Source organism: Verrucosispora sp. ts21 (assembly GCF_002879555.1).
GTDB classification, from domain to species: domain Bacteria; phylum Actinomycetota; class Actinomycetes; order Mycobacteriales; family Micromonosporaceae; genus Micromonospora; species Micromonospora gifhornensis.
In genome coordinates this window covers 1-9,761 of the sequence record NZ_PNOZ01000128.1, presented here as the reverse complement: position 1 = coordinate 9,761, position 9,761 = coordinate 1, and the positions used below count along the sequence as shown (strand labels likewise).

Genomic DNA, 9,761 nt, shown 5'->3' with positions numbered 1-9,761 from the left:
CTCCAGGTCGGGGCAGGCCGGGTAGCCGAACGCGTACCGGCAGCCCCGGTAGTCGGTGCGCAGCAGGCCGGCCAGGTCGGTCGGGTCGTCGTCGGCGACCGTACGGCCGTCGGGCAGGGTCAGCTCGGCGCGTACCCGCTTGTGCCAGTACTCGGCGAGGGCCTCGGTGAGCTGCACGGACAGGCCGTGCACCTCCAGGTAGTCGCGGTACTCGTTGCGGGCGAACAGCTTGGCCGCGTACTCGCTGACCGGCTGACCCACGGTGACCAGTTGCAGCGCGACCACGTCCAACTCCTCGCCGCGGGGGCGGAAGAAGTCGGCCAGGCAGAGCCGCCGTTCCTGCCGCTGCCGGGGGAAGGTGAACCGGGCCCGCTCGGCGTGCCCGTTCTCGTCCAGCACCACCAGGTCGTTGCCCTCGGAGTACGCCGGGAAGTAGCCGTACACCACGGCCGCCTCCAGCACCTGGTCGGCGATCAGGCGGTCCAGCCAGTAGCGCAGCCGGGGCCGGCCCTCGGTCTCCACCAGTTCCTCGTACGACGGGCCCTTGCCACCGCGCGCACCGCGCAGCCCCCACTGGCCCATGAAGGTGGCCCGCTCGTCCAGCAGCGCCGCATAGTCGGCCAGCGGCACCCCCTTGACCACCCGGGTGCCGTAGAACGGGGCGGTCGGCACCGGCACGTCGGCGGCCACGTCGGAGCGGACCGAGGTGTCCGTCAGCTCCGGCAGCGACTCGGTGACCATGGCGCGCTGCCGCTCGCGGCGGGCCCGGCGGGCGGCCAGGGCCGCCTCCCGCTCGGGATCGATGACCGGTGCGCCGCCACGCTTGGCGGTCATCACCCGGTCCATCAGGGACAGTCCCTCGAAGGCGTCGCGGGCGTAGTGCACCTGGCCGGGGAACATCGACCGCAGGTCGTCCTCGACGTACGCCCGGGTCAGCGCGGCGCCACCGAGCAGGACCGGCCAGCGCTCCGCGACCCCGCGCGTGGCCATCTCGGCCAGGTTTTCCTTCATGATGACCGTGCTCTTGACCAGCAGGCCGGACATGCCGATGGCGTCGGCGCGGTGCTGCTCGGCGGCGTCGAGGATGGCGGAGATCGGCTGCTTGATGCCGATGTTCACCACCTCGTAGCCGTTGTTGGACAGGATGATGTCGACCAGGTTCTTGCCGATGTCGTGCACGTCGCCCTTGACGGTGGCGAGCACGATGCGGCCCTTGCCGCCGTCGTCGGCCTTCTCCATGTGCGGTTCGAGGTACGCCACCGCGGTCTTCATCACCTCGGCGGACTGGAGCACGAACGGCAACTGCATCTGCCCGGAGCCGAACAGCTCACCGACGACCTTCATGCCGTCGAGCAGGATGTCGTTGATGATGGCCAGCGGGGCGGTGCCGGCGAGCATCGCGGCGTCCAGGTCGGCCTCCAGGCCGTTGCGTTCACCGTCGATGATCCGCCGCTTGAGCCGCTCGTTGAGCGGCAGGGCGGCAAGCTCCTCGGCCCGGGTGGCCCGCGCGGAAGCGGCGTCGACACCCTCGAAGATCTCGATGAACCGCTGCACCGGGTCGTAGCCCTCACGACGCCGGTCGTAGATCAGGTCGAGGGCGATCTCCCGCTGCTGCTCGGGGATCTTCGCCATCGGCAGGATCTTGCTGGCGTGCACGATCGCCGAGGTGAGCCCGGCCTGCACGCACTCGTGCAGGAAGACCGAGTTGAGCACCTGCCGGGCGGCCGGGTTGAGGCCGAAGGAGACGTTCGAGATGCCCAGGGTGAAGTTGACCCCGGGCCAGCGGCGAGCGATCTCCCGGATCGCCTCGATGGTCTCGATGCCGTCGCGTCGGGTCTCCTCCTGCCCGGTGGCGATCGGGAAGGTCAGCGCGTCGATGAGGATGTCGGCGCGGCGCAACCCCCACCGCTCGGTCAGGTCACCGATGAGACGTTCGGCGACGCGTACCTTCCACTCCGCCGTACGCGCCTGGCCCTCCTCGTCGATGAGCAGCGCGACCACGGCGGCGCCGTGTTCGGCGACCACCGGCATCACCCGGGCGTACCGGGAGTCGGGGCCGTCGCCGTCCTCGAAGTTGACCGAGTTGACCACGCACCGGCCACCGAGCATCTCCAGCCCGGCCTCGATCACCGCCGGCTCGGTCGAGTCGAGCATGATCGGCAGGGTGGAGGCAGTCGCGAACCGGCCGGCCAACTCCCGCATGTCGACGGTGCCGTCCCGACCGACGTAGTCGACGCAGAGATCCAGCAGGTGCGAGCCGTCGCGGGCCTGGCTCCGGGCGATCTCCACGCACGCCTGCCAGTCAGCGGCGAGCATCGCCTCCCGGAACGCCTTCGAGCCGTTGGCGTTGGTCCGCTCCCCCACCATCAGCACACTCGCGTCCTGCGCGAACGGCACGTGGTGGTAGATCGAGGAGACACCCGGGTCGATACGCGGCTCACGGGCCACCGGCGCGACGTCGCGCAGCCGTTCGGCGAGCACCCGGATGTGTTCTGGGGTGGTGCCGCAACAGCCACCGACAAGCGCCACGCCGTAGTCGACGACGAAGCGTTCCAGTGCCTCGGCCATCTCCTGCGGTTCGAGTGGGAAGTACGCCCCGTCGGAGGTGAGCACCGGCAGCCCGGCGTTGGGCATCACCGACACCGGGACGGTGGAGTGCTGGGACAGGTAGCGCAGGTGCTCACCCATCTCGGCCGGGCCGGTCGAGCAGTTGAGGCCGATCAGGTCGATCCCGAGCGGCTCGATCGCGGTGAGCGCCGCACCGATCTCACTGCCCAGCAGCATCGTTCCGGTGGTTTCGACAGCCACGTGGCAGATGATCGGCACCTGCCGGCCCGCCTCGGCCATCGCCCGCTTCGACCCGATCACCGCGGCCTTCACCTGGAGCAGGTCCTGGCAGGTTTCGATGATCAGCGCGTCCGCCCCACCGGCGATCAGACCACCGGCATTCTGCTGGTACGCGTCGCGCAGGCTGGCGTAGGAGGCGTGCCCCAGGGTGGGCAGCTTCGTGCCCGGGCCGATGGAACCCAGCACCCAGCGGGGGCGCTCCGGCGTCTCGTACGCGTCGGCGGCCTCCCGGGCCAACCGCGCGCCGGCCTCGGACAGCTCCCATATCCGGTCGGCGATGTCGTACTCGGCGAGGTTCGGCAGGTTGGCACCGAAGGTGTTCGTCTCGATGCAGTCGGCACCCGCCGCGAGGTACGCCTCGTGGACCCCGCGCACCACGTCCGGTCGGGTGACGTTGAGGATCTCGTTGCAGCCCTCAAGGCCATCGAAGTCGTCCAGGCTCAGGTCGGCGGCGTGGAGCATCGTCCCCATCGCCCCGTCGGTGATGAGGATCCGGTCTGCCAACGCATCGAGCAACGAAGTCCGCACATTGTCAGGTTAGTCCGCTCCGGCACGAACTGGGCTACCGCAGCGTGCCATCCCACATCGTGCCGTCGATGACAGCTGCCCCACTCTGCGGCGTCACGCCGGCAGACTTGAGATCGAAGGGAACCGGCCGCCCCGGCGTCCGGCGGGGGGTGTCGGTACCGATCCGTAAGGCGTGTCGGTTGCGATCCGGCGCGGCCGGCGGGCCCGGTCCGGACAAGGCACGTAGGCTACCAATGTGAGGGACTACAGCGACATCACCATGCACGACGGGCGCACGACCGGGGCCAGCCCGAGTCGCGCCGGTGAGGCACGGGGTGAGGTGACGGCGTGACCGAATTCGACGGGCTGCCGGTGCTGCGGTCTCCGGTGGCCATAGCCGCCTTCGAGGGGTGGAACGACGCCGCCGACGCCTCGACCGCCGCAGTCGAACACCTGGAACAGGTGTGGCAGGCCAGACCGATCACCGAACTCGACCCGGAGGACTTCTACGACTTCCAGGTCAGCCGACCCACCATCGCGATGTCCGACGGCGCCACCCGGCGGGTCGAGTGGCCGACCACCCGGTTCACCGTGGCCAGCCCGGCCGGCACCGAGCGGGACGTGGTGCTGATCCGTGGCATCGAGCCGAGCATGCGTTGGCGCACCTTCTGCGAGCAGGTGCTGGAGATCTGCCACAGTCTTGAGGTCGAGCGGGTGGTGCTGCTCGGCGCGCTGCTGGCCGACGTGCCGTACACCCGACCGCTGCCGATCAGCGGCAGCGCCTCCGATGCCGACGCCGCCAAGCGTTACCAGCTCACCCCGACCCGCTACGACGGGCCGACCGGCATCGTCGGCGTCCTGCACGACGCCTGCACCCGCGCCGAGGTCGACGCGGTCTCGTTCTGGGTGCACGTGCCGCACTACGCCAACAATCCGCCCTGCCCGAAGGCGACCCTGGCCCTGCTGCACCGGGTCGAGGAGGTCGTCGACCTGCCGGTGCCGATGGCCGACCTGGCGGAAGAGGCCGCCGAGTGGGAGCAGCGGGTGCGCAGCGCCGCCGAGCAGGACGCCGAACTCGGCGAGTACGTCCGTGAGCTGGAGGAACGGGTCGGCGACGCGGGCATCACCCCGTTGACCGGGGACGAGATCGCCCAGGAGTTCGAGAAGTACCTCCGCCGTCGAGGCGGTTCCGCCGGCCCCACCGCCGGCTCCTGGTAGTCACCCCGTTATTCCTCGCAGGCCCCAGGCGGTATCGCCTGGGGCCTGTTTCTGATCACCTCTCCCCTGTCGCCTGATGCGCTGGAAGTGTCGGGGTGGCGCGGATCACCACGCGTAGGGCATCCTAGGAACCTAGCTGATAGGAGGTCGGGATGCAGATCAACCCGGGGGCGGCGGAGTTCCCGCACCGGCAGATCGCCGCGCAGCTCAAGTCGCAGATCCGGCGCGGCGACTGGGGTCCGGGCGAGCGCCTGCCGTCGATCCCGGCCATCGCCGAGATGTTCGGCGTGGCGAAGCAGACCGTGCAGCGCGCCGTCGACCAGCTGCGCGTCGAGGGCGTCCTGATCACCAAACCCGGCTCCGGCACGTACGTCCGCGGCACCCGGCGACGACTCAACCGGCTCTCCCGGGGGCGCTACGGCGGCTTCCGCGGCTACCACACCGATCTGGCCGCCCGCTACCGGCAACAACTCGTCTCCGTGGGCCGCTCCCCCGCCCCACCCGAGGTGGCGGACGCGTTCGGCGTACCGGACGGCACCGAATTGCTCTGCCGTCGGCATCTGGTCCGTACCGAGGACTCACCGGTCGAGGTGGGCGCCTCCTGGTTCCTGCCCGCCGACACCGCCGGCACCACTCTGGAACGCGCCGAGGCCTTCGGCCGCCCGCTCTACCAGGAGGCCGAGGAGGCCACCGGCCGACGGTACGCCACGGCCACCGACACGATCACCGCCCGCCAGCCCAGTCGGGAGGAGGCGGAGACCCTCCAGATCCGCCCCGACACTCCCGTGCTGCACCTGCTGCACGTGGCGTACGACGCCCACCGCAAGCCCATCGAGGTCGCCCAGGCCACCTGGCCCGGCCCGGTCACCACCCTCACCGAGGAATACAAGATCCCCGCCCCCACCCCAGACCCCCACCCCGACCCAGGCCTAATCCTCGGCTAACCCACCCACGCCCCGCCCCCGCCCGCGCCCGCGCCCGCGCCCGCGCCCGCGCCCGCGCCCGTCGATCTTGCACTTCCTGTCGCCGCATAAGCCTCAAAAGCCGCACATCCTCGACCAAAACTGCAAGATCGACGGGACGAGGGGCCCCGGGGGGAAAGGGCTGGAGAGGGCGAGGCGCGAGGGAGGGAGGAGGGGCCGAGAGGGAGGGTCAGAGGCGGATGCCGAGGAGGGCGTCGAGGGTTCGGGAGAAGAGGGCGGGGGCGGTGGGGTCGGTGGGGATGTCCGGCGAGGGCGTCAGGGTCTGGTCGGCCCACTCGTCGGCGAGGCGCAGGGCGCCGGGCGAGTCGAGGTCGTCGGTGAGGCGGTCGCGTACGGCAGCCAGGAAGGCCTCCCCGGACGGGCCGGCGGGGGAGGCGGCGGCCCGTCGCCAGCGGTCCAGGCGCTGGTGCGCGGTGGCCAGCAGGTCATCGGTCCACGACCGGTCGGCGCGGTAGTGGCCGGAGAGCAGCGCCAGGCGTACCGCCATCGGGTCCACCTTGTCGGCGCGCAGCCGGGAGACGAAGACCAGGTTGCCCAGCGACTTGGACATCTTCTCGCCGTCCAGGCCGATCATCCCGGCGTGCACGTAGTGCCGGGCGAAGGGCGCCGCGCCGGTCAGCCGCTCGGCGTGCGCGGCGGAACACTCGTGGTGCGGGAAGATCAGGTCGTTCCCGCCGCCCTGCACGTCGATGGTGTTGCCGAGCAGCGCCAGGGCGATCACGGTGCACTCGATGTGCCAGCCGGGCCGACCCTGGCCCAGCTCGCCGCCGGGCCAGGAGGGTTCGCCTTCGCGGGCGCCCCGCCACAGCAGCGGGTCGAGGGGGTCACGTTTGCCGGCCCGGTCCGGGTCGCCGCCGCGCTCGGGGAACAGTTCCAGCATCTCGGCGCGGGACAGGTTGGACTCGTAGCCGAAGCGGGGGGCGGCAGTGATGTCGAAGTAGACGTCGCCGGTGCCGTCGTCCAGCCGGTACGCGGCGTCGTCCTTGAGCAGCTCCGAGACCTTCTCGGCGATCTCCGGGATCGACTCGACGGCACCGACGTAGTGTGCCGGTGGGATGATCCGCAGCGCCTCCATGTCCTCCCGGAACAGCGCGGTCTCGCGCATGGCCAGGACCTTCCAGTCCTCGCCGTCCCGCTCGGCGCGTTCCAGCAGGGGGTCGTCGATGTCGGTGACGTTCTGCACGTACCGCACCTCGTGCCCGGCGTCCCGCCACATCCGCTGCACCAGGTCGAATGTGATCATGGTGGCGGCGTGGCCCAGGTGGGTGGCGTCGTACGGGGTGATACCGCAGACGTACATGGTCGCCGCGCCCGACGGTTCGGTCGGGTGCACAGCCTGCCGGGCCGTGTCGAACAACCTCAGCGCCCTGCTCCTGCCCGGCAAACGCGGCACCTCGTGCCCCACCCAAGACTCCATGACCGTCAGCCTAACCAGCCGGGGGGCGTGGCCACGGCCAGCCAGGGGTGATCAACACCTCAGCTCACAGTGGCGGCCAGGGCACTGCCGGCCAGTCCCGGGACGGCTGGGGAAAACGGCCGCGTCGGCACAGCCGGTCGATGCGCGCCGCCAGCTCGGCGATCTCACTGAGCGTGAGATGTTCGGCGAGTTCGGTGCCGAGCGGACCACGGACCTGACCGGCGAGACGGTCGAGCACCTCGAGGACGTCGGTGGGCAACGGCCGCCCGGACCAGCCCCAGAGCACCGTACGTAGCTTCTCCTCGACGTGGAAGCTGACGCCGTGGTCGACTCCGTGGATCCGGTCGTCGGGGCCGAGCAGGACGTGGCCGCCCTTACGGTCCGCATTGTTGATCACCGCGTCGAGCACCGCGAGTCGGGCCAGCCGGGGGTCGTCGGCGTGGGCCAGGGCGTACGGTGTGCCGTCGTCGTCGCGGGCCGCGGCGATCGGGAACCAGCGGGGTGGCACGGCGTCGGCCGGGACGAACCCGACAAGCGGCTCGGCGTCGTCGGGTTCGTCGATCCACAGCTGACACGAACCCGGCCCGAAAGGGCCGTCCCGCAGCACGGTCGGCGGGACCAGATCCCAGCCGGTGGCCGCGGACACCAGGTAGGCGGCGACCTCCCGCCCGGCCAGGGTCCCGTCCGGGAAGTCCCACAACGGACGCTCGCCGCGCACCGGTTTGTACACGCAGCGGGCGGTGGCGCCGTCGAGGGTGAGAATGCCGCGCAGGGTGGTGTTCGACGCGTCGACCAGCCGGCCCTCCACGGTCAGCTCACCGTCGCGCAGCAGGCGCATCGCGGCGGCACCGTCCTGTCGGGGGGTCACGCCGGACGTCGTCACCGGTGATAGCCGTTGTTTCGGGGGCAGAGGTGACCCGCCGGGTCGAGCGGCTGGCCGCAGAGTGGGCAGGGTGGACGGCCGGCGTTTACCACGCGCCGGGCCCGTTCGATGAACTCGCGGGTCGCCTCGGGGGTCAACCGCACCCGGAGTCGGTCGAGGTCCTCGTCCGGCTCGACGTCGTCGGCCTCGTCCTCCTCGGACTCGCCCAACTCCATCTCGGCCTCGACTTCGCCGACCGCGATCGCCTCGATCACCACGGTCGCGGTGTCCGCGTCGAAGGCCAGGCCCAGCGTGCCGACCCGGAACTCCTCGTCGACCGGCGTGTCCAGCGGCTCGTTGTCGCCGACCGAGGCCGGCGCCTCGGGTAGTTCCACCCCGAACCGTCGCTGGGCCTCGGTGAGCAACTCCTCCAGCTTCTCGGCGAGCAGGGAGACCTGAACCTTCTCCAACGCGACGCTTACCAGTCGGCCGCCGCCACGCGCCTGGAGGAAGAACGTGCGCTCCCCCGGCGGCCCGACGGTCCCGGCGACGAACCGCTCCGGCGGCTCGAAGGCGTGCACCTGGTGCGTCATACCCACGACCCTATCCGGCGGCCCCAGGCACCGCGCACCCCACCGACCCGATTTCCGGTACGCTCCCCGGCCCGCCCCGCCGCGCGTGCGCTCGTGCGGTTTGCGGGCCCGTCGTCGGTCCGGGCCGGACGGCTCACCGGGCCCCTCCGGCCCCACCGCCCACCGCGGCGTCCGAGTCGGTGGGCCGGCTGGCCCGCCGACGCCGCTTACGCTGCGGCGGGACCAGCCCGGCCAGGTCGCCGCCGACATCGTTGAGGCGCAGCAGGAACGGGCGCAGCGGGGTGTAACGGATCGCGGTCACCGACGCCGGGTCCACCACGATCCGCTGAAAAAGATCAAGGTGTACGCCGAGCGCGTCCGCCACGATCGCCTTGATCACATCGCCGTGGCTGCAGGCCAGCCAGACCGCCTCGGGGCCGTGCTCGGCGGTCACCCGGGCGTCCCAGGCGCGTACCGTGGCGACGGCCCGTGCCGCCATCTGTGCCATCGACTCCCCCTCGGGGAAGACCGCGGCGCTGGGGTGCTGCTGCACCACGGGCCAGAGCGGCTCCTTTGCCAGCTTCTTCAGCGGCTGTCCTTCCCAGGTGCCGTATCCGCACTCGATGAGTCCGTCGTCGGGCACCGGCGACGCCTGCGGCAGCGCCAGTTCGAGGGTGCGCCGGCAGCGGACCAGCGGGCTGCTCACCACCGCGGCCAGGGGCAGCGCACGCAGGCGCTCACCCACCGCCGTGGCCTGGGCCTGACCGGTTTCGTCGAGGTCGACCGGTTGCCGACCGGCCAGTCCGCCGTCGGCGTTCGCGGTGGTACGTCCGTGCCGCAGGAGCAGAAGTGTGGCCACGTACCCACCCTAGGCCGCCGACGTCCCCCGATGGTCCGCACACCGCTCGCGGCGCGGACACCCGGTTCGTACCGTCCATGCCGTTGTAGAACGTATCTGCCTGGCTGTGATCCGTGCCGACCGTTTGAGCGTTATGCCGGATTCAGCCACGTCGGCTCGGACGGAATGCCGAGCGGGTGCCCGGCGTTGTAACCGGTGGCCGACCGAGCAGGGCCGTGCGCGCCACGATCCCCCATGCAGCGCCACGATCCCCGACGCAGATGGCACGGCCGGCGGGAATGACCCGCCCCGGCAGGTCGTTATACCTGGTCCGGTGCCGCGAAGACCTCAGGTCCGCCGCCGGAAACCCCCAAGTCTTTCCCCTCATGCTCTGTGCGCCATGACGGCGCTGGTGTCACCTTGCCGACCCCCCGTCGGTGACGCCCGACCCCCGAATGGAGCTTGATCATGAACACCATGCTGCGTAAGAGCGTCCTCGCCATCGCCGGTCTCACCG

Annotated in this window: 7 protein-coding genes; 2 read left to right on the top strand and 5 right to left on the bottom strand. The window is 71.1% G+C overall.

All coding sequences use genetic code 11. The features are described 5' to 3' along the window. On the bottom strand, nucleotides 1-3,375 hold a 3,375-nt coding region (gene metH / locus C1A38_RS29545; protein WP_199180370.1), incomplete at its 3' end, for a methionine synthase. Between the two features lie 327 nt (nucleotides 3,376-3,702). Here metH and C1A38_RS29540 point away from each other — a divergent pair. Beyond that, nucleotides 3,703-4,572, top strand: a complete 870-nt coding sequence (locus tag C1A38_RS29540; RefSeq protein WP_102660966.1) for a PAC2 family protein — start codon at nucleotides 3,703-3,705, stop codon at nucleotides 4,570-4,572. 152 nt (nucleotides 4,573-4,724) lie between these two features. Further along, nucleotides 4,725-5,516 carry a GntR family transcriptional regulator gene (locus C1A38_RS29535; protein WP_013734340.1) on the top strand — a complete coding sequence of 264 codons (792 nt, stop codon included), beginning with the start codon at nucleotides 4,725-4,727 and terminating at the stop codon, nucleotides 5,514-5,516. Nucleotides 5,517-5,724: 208 nt separating this feature from the next. On the opposite strand, the gene mshC is transcribed toward C1A38_RS29535, so the two are convergent. The 4 genes from mshC to C1A38_RS29515 all read right to left on the bottom strand — a co-directional run bounded on the left by mshC (nucleotide 5,725) and on the right by C1A38_RS29515 (nucleotide 9,265). Beyond that, a complete protein-coding gene (gene mshC, locus C1A38_RS29530) occupies nucleotides 5,725-6,972 on the bottom strand; it encodes a cysteine--1-D-myo-inosityl 2-amino-2-deoxy-alpha-D-glucopyranoside ligase (RefSeq protein WP_102660965.1) in 1,248 nt (415 codons plus the stop codon). A gap of 64 nt (nucleotides 6,973-7,036) precedes the next feature. Continuing rightward, complete coding sequence (locus tag C1A38_RS29525; protein WP_233197103.1) at nucleotides 7,037-7,810, bottom strand: SCO1664 family protein; 774 nt, start codon at nucleotides 7,808-7,810, stop codon at nucleotides 7,037-7,039. 41 nt (nucleotides 7,811-7,851) lie between these two features. Then, a complete protein-coding gene (locus tag C1A38_RS29520; protein WP_102660963.1) occupies nucleotides 7,852-8,427 on the bottom strand; it encodes a DUF3090 domain-containing protein in 576 nt (191 codons plus the stop codon). A 133-nt stretch (nucleotides 8,428-8,560) separates the two neighbouring features. Then, nucleotides 8,561-9,265: a histidine phosphatase family protein gene (locus C1A38_RS29515; protein ID WP_102660962.1), complete on the bottom strand. Its 705-nt coding sequence runs from the start codon at nucleotides 9,263-9,265 to the stop codon at nucleotides 8,561-8,563. Nucleotides 9,266-9,761: the final 496 nt, after the last annotated feature.

Coding starts and splice junctions, on each gene's coding strand:
- C1A38_RS29520 (WP_102660963.1), bottom strand. CDS start 8,427: ATGACGCACCAGGTGCACGCCTTCGAGCCGCCGGAGCGGTTCGTCGCC.
- C1A38_RS29535 (WP_013734340.1), top strand. CDS start 4,725: ATGCAGATCAACCCGGGGGCGGCGGAGTTCCCGCACCGGCAGATCGCC.
- C1A38_RS29525 (WP_233197103.1), bottom strand. CDS start 7,810: ATGCGCCTGCTGCGCGACGGTGAGCTGACCGTGGAGGGCCGGCTGGTC.
- mshC (WP_102660965.1), bottom strand. CDS start 6,972: ATGGAGTCTTGGGTGGGGCACGAGGTGCCGCGTTTGCCGGGCAGGAGC.